Raw genomic sequence first — 19313 nt, forward strand, 5'->3', positions numbered from 1 at the left:
GATCATCGGGTGGATCTGGATCGAAGGTCGGGACATGGCGACGTCTCCCGAGAAGGCTCGGCGGGGTTGGCGTGGCCGAGCCCGCCCCGCGCGGGTGCGATGGACTCTCGGGCGCCGATTTCAGGATCTGCCCTTACCGTCGGGCCGGGACCGGAACAACCTGCGCGCATTATCCGCGCGTCGACGGGCTGGCTCCGTGCAGCGGGATGGTTATCTCTGGCCTGACATGAACGGACCCGCCCCCACCCCTCAGGCCGTCGACCCGGCGCCGTCCCCGCGCCGGATTCCCTCGGTCGAGCGCCTCGTCGGCGGCGCGCCGCCCGCCGATCTCGAGACCTACGGGCGGACGGCCTTCACGGACGCGATCCGGGCGGTGGTGGCCGGGCTCCGGGCGGGGGGCGGTCCCGTCCCGGACGCGGCGGCGATCCGGGCGGCGGCGTCGGCGCGCCTCGCCGCCGAGCGGCGCCCGTCCCTGCGGCCGGTCCTCAACCTGACCGGGACGGTTCTGCACACCAATCTCGGCCGCGCCCTGCTGCCCCGCTCGGCCGCGGAGGCGGTGGCCGCCGTGATGGTGCAGGCGAGCAACCTCGAATTCGATCTCGAGACCGGCGCCCGCGGCGAGCGGGACGATCATGTCGAGGCCCTGATCTGCCGCCTGACCGGCGCCGAGGCCGCGGTCGTCGTCAACAACAACGCGGCCGCCGTCCTGCTGGTGCTGAACGCGCTCGCCATGCGCAGGGAGGTGGTGGTCTCCCGCGGCGAGCTCGTGGAGATCGGCGGCTCGTTCCGGGTGCCGGACGTGATGGTGCGGGCCGGTTGCCGCCTGCGCGAGGTCGGCACCACGAACCGTACCCACCTGCGCGACTACGCGGAGGCCCTCGGGCCCCGCACCGGCCTCGTGATGAAGGTGCACCCGAGCAACTACGCCATCGCGGGCTTCACCGCGGCGGCGGATCCCGTCGCCCTCCACGCCCTCTGCCGGGAGCGCGGCGTGCCGCTGGCGGACGATCTCGGAAGCGGCAGCCTCGTCGACCTCGCGGCCCACGGGCTGCCCCCCGAGCCCACGGTCCGCGCCGCCCTGGAGCGGGCCGACGTCGTCACCTTCAGCGGCGACAAATTGCTCGGCGCGGTCCAGTGCGGCATCGTGGCGGGGCGGAGGGACCTGATCGCCCGCGTGCGCAAGAACCCGCTGAAGCGGGCCCTGCGCGTCGACAAGATGACCTACGCGGCGCTCGAGGCCGTGCTGCGGCTCTACCTGCACCCCGAGCGGCTGCGCGCGGAGCTGCCGACCCTGCGGCTCCTGACCCGCGCGCGCGACGCGATCGCCGCGCAGGCCGAGCGCCTCGCCCCCGCGGTGGCGGAGCGGCTCGCCGGCCGCGCCACGGTCACGGTCGCCGACTGCATCAGCCAGATCGGATCCGGCGCCCTGCCGGTGGAGACCCTGCCCAGCGCCGCCCTGGTCCTGACGCCGGTCTCCGCGGGCGGCCGCGGCGCGGGCGGGCGGTGCCGGCGGCTCGCCGAGGATCTGCGCCGGCTCCCGGTGCCGGTGATCGGCCGGATCAGCGACGAGGCCGTCCGCCTGGATCTCCGGACGCTCGAGGACGAGCCGGGCTTCCTCGACGCACTGGCGGCGCTTCCGCCCGTCGTGGACGGGAGACGAACCCCATAGGGTTGTTAAGAGAACGGGCCCGACGCTCGGAGCTTGCGCGCCGGCATCCCGTGTTATGGTATGATGACGAACCCGCGGTCGCGGTCGAGTGTGGCGGTGCGTGGACCGCGATGGGCGAACGATATGGCGTACAGTGCCGATACGGCTGAGGCGCAGCCGGAGACGGATCCGCTGCTGCTCGATAACCAGCTCTGCTACGCGCTCTATGCTGCCGCGCATCGGATGACCAAGTCGTACCGGCCGCTGCTCGAGCGGCTCGGACTGACTTATCCGCAATATCTCGTTCTGCTGGTGCTGTGGGAGCAGGACGGCGTCACGGTCTCGGAGATCGGCCGGCGCCTGCGCCTCGATTCCGGCACCCTCACGCCGGTGCTGAAGCGCCTGGAGAGCGCGGGCTTCCTGCTCCGGACCCGGCGCCAGTCCGACGAGCGCGAGGTCGAGATCGCCCTGACGCCGGAGGGCGCCGCCCTGCGCGCCGACGCGGTCTCGGTCCGCGAGAGCGTGATGTGCCAGCTCGAACTCAGCGAGCCGGAGATCCGCGCCCTGCGCAAGGATCTGAGCCTCGTGATCGACCGGCTCAGCGTGAACGACTGAGGACAGCCCGGATAGCGGGGCGCCGCTCCGGAGCTGGCGGCCTCACCGTCGCAGGCGGTTGCCCAGGACGAAGCCGTAGAGTCCCATCAGGATGATGCCGACGCCGCCCTCGATGCCGACCAGAAGGTTGGTGACGCGGCCGGTGGGCTTCAGGCCGATCTCCGGCGGGTTCGCGGTCATCATGTTGAGCGCGCTGTAGCTCAGGAGATCGAGGGGGTTGTAGGTCGGCCCGGCGTCCGGTCCCTCCAGGATGTACAGGCCGCCGGTCAGGCCGAAGAGCCCGCCGAACAGCACGATCAGCAGCGCGAAGGCGCGCGCGATGCGCGACAGGCTCTCGCCGTAATCGCACAACCACTCGACGAAGCGGTCGGCGGTCCAGCGATAGCCGTGCCGCAGGACGCCGGACCAGTCCCGGTCGGACCACGCGGCGCGGGCCTGCTGCCCGGCGTGGAAACGGCCCATCCGGCGGCCGCGCTTGTACGCCCAGCTCGCCGCGTCGTGGCTGCCGATGCTCTTCCAGTTCTGCTCCAGGGCGAGGTAGCTCGCCTGGGCGGCCTCGTAGGCGCCGGCCACCTCCTCGCCGACCGCCCCGCCGAGCTGCTCCACGCTCATCCGCGTGCCGTTGAGCCACGCGCCGGCGAAGCGGGCGTGCCGCAGCCGGCAGGTGGCGAGGTTGAGCCGCACGAGGTCGGTGTCGGAGAGATCCGCCCCGGAGAGATCGGCGCCGTCGAGCTTCGCGCCGGTGAAATGGGCGCCCCGCAGCCGCGAGCCGGCGAGGCTCGCCTTGGTCAGGCTGGCCTCGGCGAAATCCGCGTGGGTCAGGTTGGCGTCTGCGAGCTTGGCCTCGTCGAGCCGCGCCCCGCGGAAGACCGTGTCGTCCGCATCCGCACCGGAGAAATCCGCGCCCCAGAGATCGGCGCCGGCGAAGTCGGTCCCGTCGAGCAGGGCGCCGGACAGGTCGGCGAAGCGCATCGCGGCCTCGCCGAACCGGGCATCCTCCAGCATCGCCCCGGCGAACTTCACCTGCCCGGCGACGATGCCGGTGAAGTCCGCGCCGGAGAGATCGGCCTCGGACAGGTCGGCCGCCTCCAGGATCGCCCCGGTGAAGCGGGTCGAGCGCCCGACCGCGCCGGTGAGGCTCGCCCCGCGCAGGTTCGCGCCGGAGAGGTCGGCCTCCTCCATGCGGGCGCGGGACAGGTCCGCGCCGACGAGCCCCAGGCCGCCGGATTCGGCGTCGGTGACGAGGCCGGCATCCGGCACGGCCGCGAGGGCGCCCGGCGCGGCGCTCAGCTGCGACAGGTCCGCGCCCGGCTCGCGCAGGGGCGCCGCGGCGGCGATCCGGCCGACGAGCGCGCGCAGCCGCGAGTCCGCCGGGGCGTCCGGTCGCGCGTCGGGGGGAGTCGCCTGGTCCATCGTCGTTCCTTGCCGGAAGGCGCGACCGGACGCCAGACGCTCCGCTCAGGGCGCGGCGGTCGCGGCCGTCACCCGCACGGTGATCGCCTTGGCGGCGGGGGTCTTGGACTGCTCGTCGTGGTGCCAGAGCGGCAGCAGGACGTTCAGCTCCGGGTAGTACCCGGCGCAGTTGCCCTCCGGGATGTCGTAGGCGATCACCCGCAGGCCGCCCACGCGCCGCGGCACATGGTCGTCCGCCTCGGTCGCCACGTCGACGCTGATCCCGTCCCTCAGCCCCAGCCGCGCGATGTCGCGCCGGTTCATGAACAGCACGTCCCGGGTGCCCTTCACCCCGCGGAAACGGTCGTCGTAGCCGTAGACCGTGGTGTTGAACTGGTCGTTCGACCGCAGCGTGATCAGGTCGAGCACGTCCGGGCCGCGCTCGGGCAGGTCCGGGTCGGCCTCGAGTCCCTCGGGCACCGCGAAATTCGCCTTCCCGGTCTCGGTCTCCCATTTGCGGTCGCGGGCGCCGAGCGGCTTCGTCAGGCCGCCGGGCTGGAACATCCGGCCGTTCAGGTCGTGGAACACGCTCGGGTAGGTCGCCTCGATCGCGTCGCGCACCCGCCCGTAATCGGCCACCCAGGCATCCCAGTCGATCCGGGGATTGGGCGGCAGCGTCGCCTTGGCGATCTCCGCCACGATCCAGGGCTCGGAGCGCAGGTGCGGCCCGACCGGTTCGGCCACGCCCCGGGAACCGTGGAAGCGCGCGGTGGAATCCTCCATCGACACCGCCTGCCGGCCGCTCGCCTGCTGGTCGATCTCGATCCGGCCGAGGCAGGGCAGGATGTAGGCGACGGCGCCGTTGACGAGGTGCGAGCGGTTGAGCTTGGTCGAGATCTGCACGGTGAGGCGCTGCCGCCGCCAGGCCGGCTCCATCCGGGCGGTGTCGGGCACGGCGCGCAGGAAGTTGCCGCCGAGCCCGACGAAGGCCTTCACGCGCCCGTCGAGGACGCCCTCGCAGGTCTCGACGGTGTTGAGGCCCTTCTCCCGCGGCGGCTCGAAGCCGTAGAGCTCCCGCAGCTTGTCCAGCGGCGCCAGCTCGGGCTTCTCGGTGATGCCGACGGTGCGCTGGCCCTGCACGTTCGAGTGGCCCCGCACCGGGCAGATCCCGGCGCCGGGCTTCCCGATATTGCCGCGCAGGAGCAGCAGGTTCACGAGCATCCGGACGGTCTCGGTGCCCTTGCGGTGCTGGGTCAGGCCCATCCCGTAGATGCCGATCACCGCCTTCGCGCGGGCGTAGACCCCGGCTGCGGCCTCCAGCGCGGTCCGGGTGAGGCCGGAGCGCCGCTCCAGCGCGGCCCAGTCCTGCCCGTCGCAGAAGGCGACGAAGGCCTCGAACCCGTGGGTGTGCTCGGCGATGAAGGCGTGGTCGAGCACCCGGGGCCGGCCGGCGGCCTCCGCGGCCCGGTCCAGGGCGAGCAGGGCCTTGCACAGGCCGGTGAGGGCCGCGAGGTCGCCGCCGGCCTTCACCTGGTGGTACTGCGTCGAGATCTTCGTGGACGAGCGGGTGAGCATCTCCACCGGCGATTGCGGGTCGGTGAAGCGCTCCAGCCCGCGCTCGCGCAGCGGGTTGAAGGTGATGATCTGCGCGCCCCGGCGCCGCGCCTCCTGGAGCGGGTGCAGCATCCGCGGCGCGTTCGACCCGACGTTCTGGCCGAAGAAGAAGATCAGGTCGGTGGTCTCGAAATCCTCCAGGAGCACCGTGCCGACCGGCGCGCCGATGGATTGCGGCAGTGCCACCGAGGTCGGCTCGTGGCACATGTTGGAGGAATCGGGCAGGTTGTTGTTGCCGTAGAGGCGGGCGAGCAGCGCCCACATGTAGCTCGTCTCCAGCGAGGCCCGGCCCGAGGCGTAGAACACCGCCGATCGCGGATCCTGCGCGCGCAGGTCCTTCAGCTCCCGGCCGATCTCCGCGAGGGCCTCCGCCCAGGCGACGGGCCGGTAGCGGTCCGTCGCCGGGTCGTAGCGCATCGGGTGGGTCAGGCGGCCCTGCTCCTCCAGGGCGTAGTCGCTCCAGCCGAGGAGCTCCGTCACGGTGTGCGCGGCGAAGAAATCCGGCGTCGCGCGGCGGCGCGTCTGCTCCCAGGCGGTCGCCTTGGCGCCGTTCTCGCAGTACTCGAAGGCGAGCGGCTTGGCGGGCTTCGCCCAGGCGCAGGACGTGCACATGTACCCGTCCGGCTTGTTCTGCTTCAGCAGCATCGCCGAGCCGGTGACCGGCACGCCCTCCCGGGTCAGGATCTCGACGAGGGAGCGGGCCGAGCCCCAGCCGCCCGCCGGCCCGTCATAGGGCTCGATCCGGACGTCGTCGGTCTTCTGCTCGGCCATAGCGCCCTCCACCCGGCGCAGCGATCACCGGACCGGGGGAACGCGCGAGCGGGCGAATGGGATCACGGGCGCGTCACCGCGCCCGGGGAAGGGTTTTCTCGCCGCCGTCGCGGCTCTAACGTCGACAAGCGGACTGTCCCGCCGGAGGAGGAAATCATGGCCAGCGTCGACGTCGAGATGGTGAAGTGCGCCTGCCAGGACTGCGTCTGCGTGATCCCGGTCGCCAAGGCCGTGTCGCGGGACGGCAAGGCCTATTGCTGCGACGACTGCGCGGACGGCCACAAGGATCACGCCGGCTGCGAGCACGCCGGCTGCGCCTGCCACGGCTAGGGCCGCTCCCGATCGCGGCTCGACGGTCTCGCGACGCATCTGCGGTCGAGACAGCCGCAACGCGCCCCCCTCTCCCGCCCGGGAGAGGGTTGGGGTGAGGGGCACGACGTTTCCGGATCGCACGCCGTCGCGGCTCGGTCAGGGTGCGCTGTGTTCGGACAGACCTGATCCCTCACCCTGTCCCTCTCCCGCACGGGAGAGGGGACCCGCGCCTGGCTCGGGACAGGCTCCGCGATCGTCGTCGTCCCGACCTCGGTGAGATCAGGCCTACCAGAGGGTCAGGCGCTCTCGTTTCGGGGCGCCGAAGGCGGGCCCGGAATCGCGACGCTCCGTCGGTGTGAGACCTGCCGACCCCGGCACTGCATCACCGGCTCCGCGGCGCGACCCCGGGATGGCGGGCGATGGGCGCGCGGTCAGGAGACCGCGGCGAGCTTGTCGGCCATCGTCTGGTCCTTGTCCCGGCGCGTCGAGAAGATCAGCGTGAAGAAGGTCCGCTGGACGCCGAGCTCGGCGAGCCTCGCCTCGCACCGCTCCGCCAGCGCGCAGATCTCCGACAGCTCGCCCTCGATGTTCGTGCCGTTGGGATGCATCGTGGCGGTGAGCCCGCTCGACTCGATGATCCCCTTGATTTCCCGCACGTAGGGCGAGACCGACGGGCCGACGCCCATCGGCACGATGCAGAGGTCGGCCGAAACTCTCATGGTGCCTGCCTGATCCGGGAGGGGCGGCCCCGACCGGCAGCGCGACCGGAAGCGGGGCGAGCGGGCAGCCTATCGCCGGCGGCGGCGACTTTCCAGGGTGGCGCCGGCGGTCACGCCTCGCCGGTCTCCAGCGCCGCGGCCCGCACCGAGGGCAGGCACGGATTGGCGTTGTCGCTGCGCCACGCGAGCCACAGCTCCGGTCCGGTCGCGGCCGGCAGGGCGATCGGCCGGAGCCGGATGTCGGCCATGCTGTTGCCCCGGGCGCTGCCCGGCACCAGCGCGACGCCGATGCCGGCGCCGACGAGGGCCAGCATCGCGTGGACCTGGTTCACCCGCTGCACGATCCGGGGCTGCACGCCCCCGGCCTCGAACAGACGGTCGAGCAGGTCGATGAAGTAGCGGCCGCCCCGGGGCGACCACGTCACGAAGGCCTCGCCGTCGAGGTCCCTCAGGGTCGGCGCGCGCGCCGCGGCGAGGCGGTGCCCGCGCGGGACCGCGAGGAGGAGCCGCTCGCGCGCCAGCGGCGCGGTGGCGATCGCGGATTTCGGATCCTGCAGGACCGGGGCCGGCCGCAGGATCGCGAGATCCGTGCGGTTCTCGCCCAGCGCCAGGATCTGCTCGTCCGAGACCATCTCCTCCAGCACGAGGTCGACCTCGGGCAGCGTCCGGCGGACATGGGCGACGACCTGCGGCAGCGTCCGGTAGGCCGAGGCGGCGGTGAAGCTGAGGCGCAGCACCCCGCTCTCGCCCCGAGCGGCGCGGCGCGTGATGCGGGCGGCGTTCTCGGCCGCCGCCAGCACCCGGTAGGCCTCGGCCAGGAAGGTGCGGCCCGCCGGGGTCAGGCGCACCGCCCGGGTGGTCCGCTCCAGCAGCGTCACGCCCAGCGTCTGCTCCAGCATCTGGATCTGCCGCGACAGGGGCGATTGGGTCAGGTTCAGCCGCGTCGCGGCCCGGCCGAAATGCATCTCCTCGGCGACGGCGACGAAGCTGCGGGCGTGGCCGAGATCGAACATTGATGCAGGATCCGGGATAATCCAGCCAAAATCAACGTTGGACGCATTTAACGCCGGCGCCTAACCCCGGACGCGACACCGAACGGTGCGTTCCAGGGAGAGGATCGATGGCGAGCATGACCCCGGCCGAGATGGCGCGCGTGCTGGGCTCCGGCCTGCTGTCGTTCCCGGTCACGCATTTCCGCGACGACCTCAGCTTCGACGAGACCGCCTACCGGGACAATCTCGGACGTCTCGCCGACTACAAGGTGTCGGGCCTGTTCGCCGCCGGCGGCACCGGCGAGTTCTTCTCGCTGACGCCCGCCGAGATCGACCGCGTCCTGCGCGCCGCCGTCGAGGAGACCCGCGGCCGGACCCCGGTCATCGCCCCCGCCGGCCAGGGCACCGCCCTGGCGGTCGAGATGGCCCGGGCCGCCGAGGCCGCCGGCGCGGACGGGATCCTGCTGCTGCCGCCCTACCTGGTCGGCTCCGAGCAGGCCGGTCTCGCCGCCCATATCGAGGCGGTCTGCCGCGCGACCGCCCTGGGGATCATCGTCTACAACCGCGCCAACGCCCAGCTCGACGAGCGGACGCTGGCCGGCCTGTGCGAGCGCTGCCCGAACCTCGTCGGCTTCAAGGACGGCGTCGGCGACGTCGAGCTGATGACCCGGGTCTACGCGGCGCTGGGCGACCGCCTGACCTATGTCGGCGGCCTGCCCACCGCCGAGACCTTCGCGCTGCCGTACCTGGAGATGGGCGTCACCACCTACTCTTCGGCGATCTTCAACTTCCTGCCGGAATGGGCGCTGTCCTTCTACGACAGCGTCCGCCGCCGGGACCGCGACGCGGTCTACCGGGAGCTGCGCGACTTCGTCCTCCCCTACATCGCGATCCGCAACCGCAAGCGCGGCTACGCGGTCTCCATCGTCAAGGCGGGCATGAGCGCCGTCGGCCGCCACGCCGGCCCGGTCCGGCCGCCGCTGACCGAGCTCGACGCGGCCGAGCGCGCCGAGCTGACGGCCCTGATCGGCGACCGCCGCTGAGCCCCCGCCTCGACACCCAAGACGGACCCGCCGAGCCAACGGCGGCCACGACCCGCTTCCCGGATCAACCGGGTGGCGACGAGCCAGGGAGAACGTCCATGAGTGCCAGTTCGACCGGCGCGCCGAGCACCCTGCTCGCCGCCGCCGACGCGGGTCGCCGCACCCGCGTCCGCCTGCTGATCGTGGCGATGCTGTTCGCCGCCACGACGATCAACTACGCCGACCGCGCGACCATCTCGATCGCCGGGCCCGACATGGCCAAGGAACTCGGCCTCTCGCCGGTCCAGATGGGCTACGTCTTCTCGGCCTTCGCGTGGTCCTACGTCCTCGCCCAGATCCCGGGCGGCTGGCTCCTCGACCGCTACAGCGTCAAGTGGGTCTACGCCGCCGCCGTCGCCCTCTGGTCGGCCTTCACGCTGGTCCAGGGCGCCGTGGGCTTCTTCACCGGCCTGACCGCCGTGGTGCTGCTCTTCGCCCTGCGGCTCGCCGTCGGCCTCACCGAGGCGCCGGTCTTCCCCGCCAACGCCCGGATCGTCGCCGCGTGGTTCCCGACCCGGGAGCGCGGCATGGCCTCGGCGTTCTTCAACTCGGCGCAGTACTTCGCGACGGTGCTGTTCACGCCGCTGATGGCGTGGATCGTCCACAATTTCGGCTGGCACCACGTCTTCACCAGCATGGGCCTGCTCGGCATCGCCTTCGCGGTGCTGTGGCTGCGCGTCGTCGACAGCCCGAAGCACCACCCGGCGATGAACCAGGCGGAGCGGGACTACATCGAGGCCGGCGGCGCGCTGCTCGACATGGACGGCCAGAGCCGGGGCAGGCAGGGCGATGCCGGCCGGACGCTGCGCCAGCTGCTCGCCAACCGGATGCTGCTCGGCATCTATGTCGGCCAGTACTGCATCACGGTGCTGACCTACTTCTTCCTGACGTGGTTCCCGGTCTACCTCGTCAAGGAGCGCGGCCTGTCGATCCTGCAGGCCGGCTTCGCGGCGGTGCTGCCGGCGCTGTGCGGCTTCATCGGCGGCATCCTCGGGGGCGTGATCTCCGACCTGCTCCTGCGCCGCGGCTTCTCGCTGACGGCGGCCCGCAAGATCCCGATCGTCGGCGGCATGCTGCTGTCGATGAGCATCATCGGCTGCAACTACGTCCAGGCGGACGCGGTCGTGGTCGGGCTGATGGCGCTGGCCTTCTTCGGCAAGGGCATCGGCGCGCTCGGCTGGGCGGTCGTCGCCGACACCTCGCCGCGGGAGAGCGGCGGCCTCTCGGGCGGCCTGTTCAACACCTTCGGCAACACCGCCGGCATCACCACGCCGATCGCGATCGGCTACATCGTCCAGAGCACGGGCTCGTTCAACGGCGCCCTGGTCTTCGTCGGCCTGAACGCCCTCGTCGCCTGCTTCTGCTACCTCGTGGTGGTCGGGGAGATCCGCCGCGTCGAGCTCAAGGCCCACTGACCCGCCCGCCGGGCCGGCCCCGTCCGGACCGGCCCCGCATCGATCCCGCCCCGCGCCCGGCGAAGACCGGCCGGGGGCCCCCGAGGAGGACGCCATGGATCACGCCACGGATCACGCCACGGATCACGCCACGTCGAACGAGAGCCGCCACGCCGCCCGCCACACGCCGACCGTGACCGCCATGCGTGTCGTGCCGGTGGCCGGCCACGACAGCATGCTCCTCAACCTCTCGGGCGCGCACGGGCCGTACTTCACCCGCAACCTCGTGATCCTGACCGACTCCACCGGCGCCACCGGCCTCGGCGAGGTCCCCGGCGGCGAGGGCATCCGCAGGACCCTGGAGGATGCCCGGGACCTCGTGATCGGGCGGCCGCTCGGCGCCTGGAACGCGGTGCTCAACGCCATGCGGGCGCGCTTCGCCGACCGCGACGCCGGCGGCCGCGGGCTCCAGACCTTCGACCTGCGCATCACCATCCACGCGGTGACGGCGGTCGAATCCGCTTTCCTCGACCTGCTCGGCCAGTTCCTTGACGTGCCGGTGGCGGCGCTCCTGGGCGAGGGCCAGCAGCGCGACGCGGTCGAGATGCTGGGCTACCTGTTCTACGTCGGCGACCGCACCCGCACGGATCTCGGCTACCGGGCGCCGAGCGCCCGCGACGGCTGGTTCCGCCTGCGCGACGAGGAGGCGCTGACCCCCGAGGCCGTGGCCCGGCTCGCCGGGGCCGCCTACGACCAGTACGGCTTCAACGACTTCAAGCTGAAGGGCGGCGTGCTGCGCGGCGAGGACGAGATCGCCGCCGTCACCGCGATCCACGAGCGGTTCCCCAAGGCCCGCGTGACGCTCGACCCGAACGGCGCGTGGTCCCTCGACGAGGCGATCCGCCTCTGCAAGGGCCAGGGCCACGTCCTGGCCTACGCGGAGGATCCCTGCGGCGCCGAGGGCGGGTTCTCGGGCCGCGAGATCATGGCCGAGTTCCGCCGCGCCACCGGCCTGCCCACCGCGACCAACATGATCGCCACCGACTGGCGGCAGATGAACCACGCGATCCAGCTCGGCGCCGTCGACATCCCGCTGGCGGACCCGCACTTCTGGACGCTCGCCGGCTCGGTCCGGGTGGCCCAGCTGTGCCGCGACCACGGCCTGACCTGGGGCTCGCACTCGAACAACCACTTCGACGTGTCGCTCGCGATGTTCACCCACGTGGCCGCGGCGGCGCCGGGCAACGTCACCGCGATCGACACCCACTGGATCTGGCAGGACGGCGAGCGCCTGACCAAGGAGCCTCTGGCGATCCGCGGCGGCCTCGTGCGGGTGCCGGAGCGGCCGGGCCTCGGCATCGAGCTCGACATGGCGGCGGTGGAGGCGGCCCACGCCCTCTACCGCGACCACGGCCTCGGCGCCCGCGACGACGCGGCCGCCATGCAGTTCCTGATCCCCGGCTGGACCTTCGACAACAAGAAGCCCTGCCTGGTCCGCTGAGGCCCGACCCGGGCCCGCGCCGTCAGACGCGCGAGCTCGGGCGGTAGAACGGCTCGTGCCGCGACGGGTCGATGTAGTCGGCGTAGAAGCGTTTCGCGTGGGGGAGCAGCGCCTTCGAGAGCTGGCGCCGCTCGACCTCGTCGTCCGAGAGCGCCCGCGACAGGTCGTCGTGGAGCGCCTTCAGGGCGGCGTCGCGGTCGACCCGCGTGAACCGCCCGTCCGCGTAGAGCACCTCGCCCTCGCACAGCACCGCGGTGACGCCGCCGGTCTTGGCCCGCTGGATCACCGCGTCGAGGAGCGGCGTCTCCGGGTCGAGATACGGGTAGGCGATCTGGTCCCAGTCGATCAGGACGAGGTCGGCGCCCTTGCCGACCTCGATCGTGCCGAGGCCGTCGCCGTAGGGGGTGGTGCGGGCGCCGCCGACGGTCGCCATCCGCAGCACCTGCGCCATGCTCGGCACGTCGGCCTCGTCCATGCCGGGCACCCGGTGGGCGCGCAGCACGAGGCGCATCTCCTGGAGCATGTCGCGGTCGTCGTTGATGCCGGCCTCGTCGAGGCCGATCGCCGTGTTGATGCCCTTCGCCTCGAACCGGTTGAGCGCCGCCACGCCGGAGCGCAGCCGGAAGTTCGACGAGCAATTGTGGCAGATGCAGGTGCCGGTCGCCGCCACCCGCTCGATGTCGGATTCGTTGAGCCAGACGCCGTGGCCGAGCGTCAGGCGCGGACCGAGCATCCCGAACCGGTCGAGGTACTCGAGGGCGGTACCGCCGCCGCGCTTCTCCGCGTAGGCCTTCTGGTAGGCGGTCTCGACGAGGTGCATGTGCATCGGCACGTCGTAGGATTCGGACAGTCCGGCGAGCCCTTCGAGGGCCGCGTCGGAGCACCAGTGCAGGTTGGCGGGCGCCAGCTGGATCCTGGCCCGCGAGGCCCCCTCCTGGCCGGCATGCAGGCTGCGGAAGAGCGAGAAATTGTCCTCCAGGGACATCTGAAAGCGCTCGAACCAGCGCTTCATCGGGTCCTGCAGCGGCGCCGGCAGGCTCGCCACGAAGTCCATGTCGGCCTGGTAGACGAGACGGTTCTGGTCGCGGACCGCGAAGCAGTACGAGACGCGCATGCCGATGTCGCGATAGGCGCGCAGCACCTCGTTGGAGCGCGCCTCGACCTCCTCCAGGCTGCCCGGCATCCAGCCGTGGATGTGCTGGACCGTGGTGATCCCGGAGCCGACCATCTCGAAGGCCGAGTAGAGGGTGTCGAGGTAGAGGTTCAGGTTGCGCGCCACCATGCGGGTGACGAACCACAGCTCCAGGGGCATGTCGGGTGAGCCGAGCTGCACCGGCGTCAGGCCGACATGGTGGTGGCCGTTGACGAAGCCCGGCAGCAGGATCTCGCGGCCGGAGCCGATCACCGGGGCGTCGGGGTAGCGGGCGTGCAGGTCCGCGTAGGTGCCGACCGCCGCGATGACCCCGTCCTTCTGAAGGACCGCGCCGTCGGCGATCTCCTCCCAGCGATCGTGGTCGAGGGTACGGGTGATCATCCGCCGGCTGCGGATCAGCGATGTGGCCATGGTCGTGTCCGTGTTGGGGGAGGGGGTCAGACGAGCGCTTCCTGCTCGGCGAAGGCCCGGTCGACCTCGTCGCGCAGCAGCTCGGTGAGGTGACGCCGCAGCGCCTCGGCCTCGGGCGAGAACGGGTCGCGCGGGCGGGCGAGGTCGTTGCGGACGATCGTCTTGATCCGGCCGGGGCGGGCGGTGAACACCACCACGCGGTCGGCGAGCGCCACCGCCTCGTCGATGTGGTGGGTCACGAACAGCACCGAGGCGCCGCTGTCGCGCCAGACGTCGAGCAGGAAGTCCTGCATCTTCTGGCGGGTCTGGACGTCGAGCGCCGCGAAGGGCTCGTCCATCAGCAGCACCTTCGGGCGCATGGCCAGCGCCCGCGCCACGGCCACCCGCTGGCGCATGCCGCCGGACAGCTCGTCCGGCCGCTTGTCGAAGGCCTCGGCCAGGCCGACGCGCTGGAGCGCCGCCCGGGCGACGCTCCGGCGCTCGGCCTCCGGCACGCCCTTCAGCGACAGGCCGAAGCTGACGTTCTGCCAGACGCTGAGCCAGGGCAGCAGCGAGGTCTCTTGGAAGATCAGGCTGCGCTCCGGCGACGGGCCGGTGACCGGTTCGCCGAAGGCCAGGAGCTCGCCCCCGGAGGCGGGTTCGAGCCCGGCGATCAGGTAGAGCAGCGTGCTCTTCCCGCAGCCCGAGGGTCCGAGGAACACCACGAACTCGCCGGGCCGCACGGTGAGGTCGATGTCGCGCAGGGCCTCGTGGGCGCGGGCGGTGCCGGCCGCCCAGACCTTGGCGACGCCGCGGCAGGAGACGGCGTCCTGGGATGCGGGATCAGAGGCCAAGGGAGGACCCCGCGTCGCGCGGCAGCCAGTACAGCAGCCGCCGCTGGACGAGCCGGAACAGCAGGTCGAAGGCGAAGCCGAGCAGGCCGATCAGCGTGATGGTGAAGAAGACGAGCGACGGGTTGAAGGTGTTGCGCGCCAGCATGATCACCTGGCCGAGCCCGTAGCCGACGCCCGTCGCCTCGGCGACGAGCACCACCATCCAGGCGCCGAACAGGTTGAGGCGCAGCACCGCGAGCAGGCCCGGCAGGATCGCCGGCACGATCACCCGGGCGTAGATCTGGCGCTTCGTCGCCCCCATGGTCCGGGCGACGTTGATGTAGTTCCGGTTGACCCCGTCGATCTGCTGGATGGTCGAGAGCACCATCGTGAAGAACAGGGCGATGAACACCATGAAGATCGCCGGGGCGTTGCCGATCCCGAACATGAAGATCGCCACCGGCAGCCACGCGATCGGCGAGACCGGCGCCAGGAGCGTGATGGTCGGCAGGGTCAGACGCTCGAACAGCTTGAAGTAGCGGATCCCGACGCCGACCAGGATCGACAGGGAGGCCGCCAGGGCGAGGCCCGCCAGCACGCGGCCGGTAGAGGCGAGCACCGTGATCAGCACCGCCATGGCGGGGCTCGGGCCGGTATTCATCCCGGTGCCGATCTGCCAGCGCTGCGCGGTGTTGAAGAAGCGCGCCTGCTCGGCGAGGTTGCCGAGGAAGATGTGCGGCGGCGGCAGGAGCTTGGCGTCGGCGATGCCGAGCGCCCAGAGCAGCTCCCAGAGACCGGCGAAGCAGCCGACCGAGACCAGCATCCAGCCGGTCCGCTGCAGGAGCGGGACGAGCCCGTCGGGCAGCGCGAGGCGCTGACCGAACGGGAGGCGCGGCCGGACGTGCGGGACGGCGGCGCGGGCGAGATCGACGGCCATCCGCTCAGGCCGACTTCAGCTTGAGCTTGCCGTAGAGGTCCGGGTTCTCGGCGATGACCTGCTCCAGCAGGGTCCAGTCGATCGCGTCGCGGCCGGGCTTCTTCTTGATGTAGCCCATCTCGGCCACGGAATCGGTCCGGTCGAGGATGAACTGCGTCTGGTTGCGGGCGTCCACCACCGAGGGCTGCCGGCCCATGGCGAGCTGGGCGTTGCTCATCGAGGTCTTGTAGTAGGAGCCGACGAGCTTGTTCAGGGCGGCCTGGGGGTCGCCCTCGGCCATGGCCTGGGCCTTCATCATGCCCTTGATCAGGGCCTTCACGGCGGCCGGGTTCTTGGCGATCAGCTCGTTGCGCACGGCCAGCACGCAGTCGGTGTAGCCCTTGCCGTAGATGTCGGTGCCGTCGGAGAGCTTCACCGCGCCCTTCACGTCGGTGAGCAGCGCGGTGCCGTAGGGCTCGATCGTCGAGATGATGTCCAGCGCCCCGGCGCGGAACGCCTCCACGGCCTCCGGGGTCGAGCCCATGTAGCGGACCGTGATGTCCTTGAAGGCGACGCCGTTCTTCTTCAGCCAGTCGTAGGGCAGGACCTCCAGCGTATCGAGCTGGAAGGTGCCGAGCGTCTTGCCCTTGAGCTTCTCGGGGCTGTCGAGGCCCGGCTGGGCCACGAGCACGCAGCCCTCGATGCCGCCGCCCGCCACGATCTTCACCGGGGCGCCGGCGTCGTAGAGCGCCATGAAGCTCGTGTAGGGCATCACGCCGGCATCGACCTGGCCCATCCCGAGGAAGGTGACCTGATCCGAGAAGGTCGGCGTGTTGACGAAGTCGATGGTGAGCCCGTCATCCTTGGCGAGCTGCATCGCCTCGGCCAGGAAGAAGTTCAGGTTGCAGAAGCCTGTGCCGTGGGTCGCCCGGATGCCGGTGGCCGCCGCGGCCGGGCTCGTCAGTCCCGGGCCCACCGCCAGGGTCAGCGCGGCGGCGGTCCCGCCGAGGAAGCGCCTGCGGCTGGGCTTGAACCGCGTGAAATCCGGGACGCGATAATCGCCGTGACGGTCGCACATATCGACTCTCCTCAGAGGGCGGATCGCGCGATCCGCCGGACGGCGCGTGCCGGTGCTGAATCGGAGGGATCGGAGCTCGGGACAGGCTCAAGGCAGTCGCGGAGATCCGGTCGCCCGGCACCTCACCACATCGACGGCACGCCAACCTCTAGCCGCCGCCGGGGCGACGCTGCGCTGGTGAATACGAACCAAGAAGCGTGCCAGATGCGGGGATCGGCGCCGTCGAAGAGCCGCACCGCCGTCCTCGCGAGCGGCGCGAAGCGATCCAGCAGCGCCACGCCTCCGGACGTCGCGCTGCCGTGGCTCACTTCGTTGCGCTCGTGATGACGGACACCGTCGGCGCGCCGGGTCTCGACCGGTCCGCCGCCCGCGAAAGCGGCTGAGTGCCGCCGGCGTATTCAGCCGGGCTCCTCGGACAGTGCCGGACCGGCCTCAGCCGCGCGCGGAGCGCTCGGCCCATTCCCGGCGCAGGACGGCGTACTGAATCGTGTTCTCGAAGATCGGGTTGCCCCGGTCGTCGTCCACGAAGGAGATGAACTCGCGGAACAGACCCTCGGAGCGCATCCCCAGCGCCTCGCACAGGCGGCGCGAGGCGGCGTTGTCCTCCTCGACATAGGCGTAGAGCCGCCGTGCCCGCCGCTCGGAGAACAGGTGTCCGAACAGGGCGGTCGCGGCCTCGCGGGCGTAGCCCGCGCCGCCGTACGCGGCGTTGAAGTTCCAGCCGACCGAGAAGGTGTCGGGCGGTTCCGGGAGGCAGAACAGGTCGCCGATCAGCCGGTCGGACGCGGCCAGGCACACGGCCACGTGCTCGTCGTCGCGGCCGCGCCGCTCGGCCTCCGCCTGCGCGTCCGCCGGCGTGTCGAGGCGGCCGCTCAGGAAGCAGCGCGCCCGCGGCCGGTGCAGGTAGGCGAACAGGTCGGCGGCGTCGTCCGGCCTGAAGCGCCGCAGGATCAGGCGGTCGGTCCGGATGGCGATCATGGGGCTCCCGGTCGGCGCCGCGCTACGCGGCCACGAGGTTGAAGGTGCGGTCGGCCGGCGCGAGGCTCACCCGCCGCCCCCAGTCGAAGGCGACGAAATCCTGCTCGATCCCGTCCGAGAACACCACGCCGCCCTCGTTCATCCGCGACACCACGGTGAGGGGCGACCCGGCGAACTTGCCGCCGCGCAGGTCGGTGCCGGTGGCGACGCTCGGGAACGGCTCGCGCACCCAGTAGCCGAACGCCGCCTCCTCGATGCCGACCTCCACGGTGAGGTGCGTGGCCTCGCTGATCGAGCGCGCCCAGCCGGTCAGGCCGGTGCCCGAGGCCACGATCAGGCCGCTCGACGAGTGGTCCTCCGCCCGCGCCCCGTCGTCGATCCGGTAGCGCGCCGATTGGTGGCTGCGGTGGCCGACGAAGATCTCGTTCAGGGCGAGCAGCCGCTCGCCGCCGTCGAAGGTCGCCTGCACCATGGTGCGCCGCTGGAGGGGCGCGGCGCCGGCGGCGCTGGCGGGCAGGAGCGCGCGCAGGGCCTCGACCCGCGCCCGGGCCAGCACGCCGTCGTAGAGGTCGGGGGCCGGGTTGACGCCGACCACCGGCTGCCCGTCGAGGTACTTGGCGACGTTGGCCACGAGCCCGTCCTGCCCCACCGCCACGACCACGTCCTCGGGGGCGAACAGGAAGCGGTCGAGGTCGGGGCGCCGCACCAGGGCCTGCCGCCAGTCCAGGGGCACGCAGGCCCGGGCCTCGGCGAGCACGGCCTGGAACTGGGCGTGGCGCGCCTCGACCTCGGCGAGCGTCTGGTCCCGGCTCTCCAGGAAGAACCGGACCTGGCCGCGGGTCGCGTGCCGGGCGATGAGCAGCTCGTAATCCGTGTCGCGGATCACGAAGACCGCGCGGGGGGTGATGGCCGGCACGGCGGGCTTCCTCAGCGCGGCGCGAGCCGCGCGGGAAGCGCGCCCCGGAACTCGCCGAGGACCGCCGCCAGCAGGTCGGGCGTGACGTTGACGTGCTCGATGGTCTCCAGCTTGCCGGCGAGCTCCCGGGCCGCCAGCCCGAGCAGCACGGCGGGCGGCATGTCGCGGTAGACGGCGGCGCGGCGCTGCTCCGCCTCGGCCCGGGCGCCCTCGACGAGCCGGATCCGCTCGGCCTCCGCGGCCGCCTCCAGGCCCCGCGCCTCCGCGACGCCGGCGGCGCGGTCGCGGGCGTTCTCGGCTTCCTGCGCGATCAGCACGGTCTCGCGCCGGGCCAGCTCGGTCTTGGTCGCGAGCTCGTTCTCCGCGATGGCGCGCTCCTTCTCGACCGCGAGGGCGCGCCGGGCGAAGGTCGCCTCGTCGGCCTTCTGCTGCAGGGCCTCGAAGGTCGGCGTCTGCAGGGCGCGCTCCAGCTCGCTGGTCGGCGCGAGGTTGGTGAGCCGCACCGACACCGCCGCGACGCCGATCTCGGCCAGCGCCGGGGCGGCGACCAGCACCCGCTCCAGCACGGCGCGCAGCGGCTCCGGCCCGGCGTCGAGGAGGGCGCCGATCGGGCTCGCGCCGAGATACTGCAGCACCGCCTGGCCGGCGATGCCGCCGAGGCGGGCCTCGATCCGCTCGATCGGCTCGCCCTGCAGGCGCCCGGTGCGGAGGTCGATCGAGAAGTCGACCCGGCTCGCCAGCAGCTCCGGATCGACGACGTGCCAGCCGATCGTCCCCTGGACCACGACGGTCTGGAAGTCCCGGCTCCGGCCGCGGACGAACAAGGTCATCTCGCGATCGTCGACCGGCACCTCGCTGATGCTGGCGGTCTCGGGCCGGAACCAGAAGACCAGACCCCGCCCGCTCTGCCGGACCCGGCCGTTGCGGAAGCGGATGATGTGGCTGCTCGCCTCGCTGCGGAGCTGGGCGATCACACCGATGTTGCGGACCGTGGCCATGATGGTCTCCT

General features: G+C 72.1%; 18 protein-coding genes. 6 read left to right on the top strand and 12 right to left on the bottom strand.

Translation table 11 applies throughout. The features are described 5' to 3' along the window. Positions 1-226 precede the first annotated feature (226 nt). Together selA and ME121_RS08040 are read left to right on the top strand one after the other, a co-directional pair. Positions 227-1669: an L-seryl-tRNA(Sec) selenium transferase gene (gene selA / locus ME121_RS08035; RefSeq protein ID WP_012322044.1), complete on the top strand. Its 1443-nt coding sequence runs from the start codon at positions 227-229 to the stop codon at positions 1667-1669. 123 nt (positions 1670-1792) lie between these two features. Beyond that, a complete protein-coding gene (locus ME121_RS08040; RefSeq protein ID WP_012322045.1) occupies positions 1793-2263 on the top strand; it encodes a MarR family winged helix-turn-helix transcriptional regulator in 471 nt (156 codons plus the stop codon). 42 nt (positions 2264-2305) lie between these two features. On the opposite strand, the gene ME121_RS08045 is transcribed toward ME121_RS08040, so the two are convergent. After that, a complete protein-coding gene (locus tag ME121_RS08045) occupies positions 2306-3676 on the bottom strand; it encodes a pentapeptide repeat-containing protein (RefSeq protein WP_059408640.1) in 1371 nt (456 codons plus the stop codon). Between the two features lie 45 nt (positions 3677-3721). Next, positions 3722-6040 carry an FdhF/YdeP family oxidoreductase gene (locus ME121_RS08050; RefSeq protein ID WP_059408641.1) on the bottom strand — a complete coding sequence of 773 codons (2319 nt, stop codon included), beginning with the start codon at positions 6038-6040 and terminating at the stop codon, positions 3722-3724. A 156-nt stretch (positions 6041-6196) separates the two neighbouring features. On the opposite strand from ME121_RS08050, the gene ME121_RS08055 reads away from it, so the two are divergent. Beyond that, positions 6197-6370 carry a metallothionein gene (locus ME121_RS08055; RefSeq protein ID WP_012322048.1) on the top strand — a complete coding sequence of 58 codons (174 nt, stop codon included), beginning with the start codon at positions 6197-6199 and terminating at the stop codon, positions 6368-6370. Between the two features lie 413 nt (positions 6371-6783). On the opposite strand, the gene ME121_RS08060 is transcribed toward ME121_RS08055, so the two are convergent. Continuing rightward, entirely contained in the window at positions 6784-7071 is a 288-nt protein-coding gene (locus ME121_RS08060; protein WP_053621226.1) for an MTH1187 family thiamine-binding protein, read from the bottom strand. A gap of 110 nt (positions 7072-7181) precedes the next feature. Then, positions 7182-8084 (bottom strand): LysR family transcriptional regulator, encoded by a 903-nt coding sequence (locus tag ME121_RS08065; protein ID WP_012322050.1) that lies wholly within the window; start codon positions 8082-8084, stop codon positions 7182-7184. 107 nt (positions 8085-8191) lie between these two features. Between ME121_RS08065 and kdgD the strand changes: the two genes are divergently transcribed. From kdgD to gudD, 3 genes are all read left to right on the top strand, one after another. Beyond that, on the top strand, positions 8192-9106 hold the full coding sequence (kdgD, locus tag ME121_RS08070; protein WP_059408642.1) for a 5-dehydro-4-deoxyglucarate dehydratase: 915 nt from the start codon (positions 8192-8194) through the stop codon (positions 9104-9106). 98 nt (positions 9107-9204) lie between these two features. Beyond that, positions 9205-10560, top strand: a complete 1356-nt coding sequence (locus ME121_RS08075; protein ID WP_029358256.1) for an MFS transporter — start codon at positions 9205-9207, stop codon at positions 10558-10560. Between the two features lie 94 nt (positions 10561-10654). After that, positions 10655-12040, top strand: a complete 1386-nt coding sequence (gudD, locus tag ME121_RS08080) for a glucarate dehydratase (RefSeq protein ID WP_029358254.1) — start codon at positions 10655-10657, stop codon at positions 12038-12040. A 22-nt stretch (positions 12041-12062) separates the two neighbouring features. On the opposite strand, the gene ME121_RS08085 is transcribed toward gudD, so the two are convergent. The 8 genes from ME121_RS08085 to ME121_RS08120 form a co-directional block, all read right to left on the bottom strand. Further along, a complete protein-coding gene (locus tag ME121_RS08085) occupies positions 12063-13604 on the bottom strand; it encodes an amidohydrolase family protein (RefSeq protein WP_059408643.1) in 1542 nt (513 codons plus the stop codon). Between the two features lie 26 nt (positions 13605-13630). Further along, positions 13631-14437, bottom strand: coding sequence for an ABC transporter ATP-binding protein (locus ME121_RS08090; protein WP_012322055.1), 807 nt, complete (start codon positions 14435-14437; stop codon positions 13631-13633). Continuing rightward, positions 14427-15353, bottom strand: a complete 927-nt coding sequence (locus ME121_RS08095) for an ABC transporter permease (RefSeq protein WP_012322056.1) — start codon at positions 15351-15353, stop codon at positions 14427-14429. The genes ME121_RS08090 and ME121_RS08095 overlap by 11 nt, the downstream gene beginning before the upstream one ends. A gap of 4 nt (positions 15354-15357) precedes the next feature. Further along, positions 15358-16410, bottom strand: a complete 1053-nt coding sequence (locus ME121_RS08100) for an ABC transporter substrate-binding protein (protein ID WP_012322057.1) — start codon at positions 16408-16410, stop codon at positions 15358-15360. 122 nt (positions 16411-16532) lie between these two features. Continuing rightward, complete coding sequence (locus ME121_RS08105) at positions 16533-16718, bottom strand: hypothetical protein (RefSeq protein WP_024828159.1); 186 nt, start codon at positions 16716-16718, stop codon at positions 16533-16535. A gap of 124 nt (positions 16719-16842) precedes the next feature. Beyond that, entirely contained in the window at positions 16843-17388 is a 546-nt protein-coding gene (locus ME121_RS08110) for a GNAT family N-acetyltransferase (RefSeq protein WP_059408644.1), read from the bottom strand. A gap of 22 nt (positions 17389-17410) precedes the next feature. Continuing rightward, the gene (locus ME121_RS08115; RefSeq protein ID WP_012322059.1) at positions 17411-18304 is read right to left on the bottom strand and encodes an NAD(+)/NADH kinase; all 894 of its coding nucleotides are present in this window, start codon (positions 18302-18304) and stop codon (positions 17411-17413) included. 11 nt (positions 18305-18315) lie between these two features. Next, entirely contained in the window at positions 18316-19302 is a 987-nt protein-coding gene (locus ME121_RS08120; RefSeq protein ID WP_012322060.1) for an SPFH domain-containing protein, read from the bottom strand. Positions 19303-19313 lie beyond the last annotated feature (11 nt).

Origin of the sequence: Methylobacterium sp. ME121 (assembly GCF_000974725.1) — a bacterium.
In the GTDB taxonomy this organism is placed as follows: domain Bacteria; phylum Pseudomonadota; class Alphaproteobacteria; order Rhizobiales; family Beijerinckiaceae; genus Methylobacterium; species Methylobacterium radiotolerans.

Coding starts and splice junctions, on each gene's coding strand:
- selA (WP_012322044.1), top strand. CDS start 227: ATGAACGGACCCGCCCCCACCCCTCAGGCCGTCGACCCGGCGCCGTCC.
- ME121_RS08040 (WP_012322045.1), top strand. CDS start 1,793: ATGGCGTACAGTGCCGATACGGCTGAGGCGCAGCCGGAGACGGATCCG.
- ME121_RS08045 (WP_059408640.1), bottom strand. CDS start 3,676: ATGGACCAGGCGACTCCCCCCGACGCGCGACCGGACGCCCCGGCGGAC.
- ME121_RS08050 (WP_059408641.1), bottom strand. CDS start 6,040: ATGGCCGAGCAGAAGACCGACGACGTCCGGATCGAGCCCTATGACGGG.
- ME121_RS08055 (WP_012322048.1), top strand. CDS start 6,197: ATGGCCAGCGTCGACGTCGAGATGGTGAAGTGCGCCTGCCAGGACTGC.
- ME121_RS08060 (WP_053621226.1), bottom strand. CDS start 7,071: ATGAGAGTTTCGGCCGACCTCTGCATCGTGCCGATGGGCGTCGGCCCG.
- ME121_RS08065 (WP_012322050.1), bottom strand. CDS start 8,084: ATGTTCGATCTCGGCCACGCCCGCAGCTTCGTCGCCGTCGCCGAGGAG.
- kdgD (WP_059408642.1), top strand. CDS start 8,192: ATGGCGAGCATGACCCCGGCCGAGATGGCGCGCGTGCTGGGCTCCGGC.
- ME121_RS08075 (WP_029358256.1), top strand. CDS start 9,205: ATGAGTGCCAGTTCGACCGGCGCGCCGAGCACCCTGCTCGCCGCCGCC.
- gudD (WP_029358254.1), top strand. CDS start 10,655: ATGGATCACGCCACGGATCACGCCACGGATCACGCCACGTCGAACGAG.
- ME121_RS08085 (WP_059408643.1), bottom strand. CDS start 13,604: ATGGCCACATCGCTGATCCGCAGCCGGCGGATGATCACCCGTACCCTC.
- ME121_RS08095 (WP_012322056.1), bottom strand. CDS start 15,353: ATGGCCGTCGATCTCGCCCGCGCCGCCGTCCCGCACGTCCGGCCGCGC.
- ME121_RS08100 (WP_012322057.1), bottom strand. CDS start 16,410: ATGTGCGACCGTCACGGCGATTATCGCGTCCCGGATTTCACGCGGTTC.
- ME121_RS08110 (WP_059408644.1), bottom strand. CDS start 17,388: ATGATCGCCATCCGGACCGACCGCCTGATCCTGCGGCGCTTCAGGCCG.
- ME121_RS08120 (WP_012322060.1), bottom strand. CDS start 19,302: ATGGCCACGGTCCGCAACATCGGTGTGATCGCCCAGCTCCGCAGCGAG.